We start from the raw sequence: 304 nt of genomic DNA, 5'->3' as shown, positions 1-304 counted from the left end.
CGTTAACGTTAGCGGCGGCGGAGAATTCCGCATTTATTCATCATACCCATTTCGATGAGCGTGGACTGGGGCATCTGGCACTGGGGCTGGCGAAAGTCAGCAAGCAGCCGGTGGCGGTGATTGTGACCTCCGGCACGGCGGTAGCAAATCTCTATCCGGCACTGATTGAAGCTGGGTTAACCGGAGAAAAACTGATCCTGTTAACCGCCGATCGCCCGCCGGAGCTGATTGACTGCGGCGCGAATCAGGCGATTCGTCAGCCGGGAATGTTCGCCTCTCACCCCACGCACAGTATTTCACTGCC

General features: G+C 57.6%; 1 protein-coding gene. It reads left to right on the top strand.

Annotated features, from left to right (window positions below; all coding sequences use genetic code 11):
- Positions 1–304, top strand: a 304-nt coding sequence (locus LZP73_RS19870; RefSeq protein WP_267960261.1) for a thiamine pyrophosphate-binding protein, incomplete at both ends; no start/stop codon positions are given.

It is taken from the genome of Shewanella sp. AS16 (genome assembly GCF_021412365.1).
Taxonomy (GTDB): Bacteria; Pseudomonadota; Gammaproteobacteria; order Enterobacterales; family Shewanellaceae; genus Shewanella; species Shewanella salipaludis.
The sequence above is the reverse complement of the archived record's forward strand: the minus strand, read 5'-3'. Positions and strand labels throughout refer to the sequence as shown.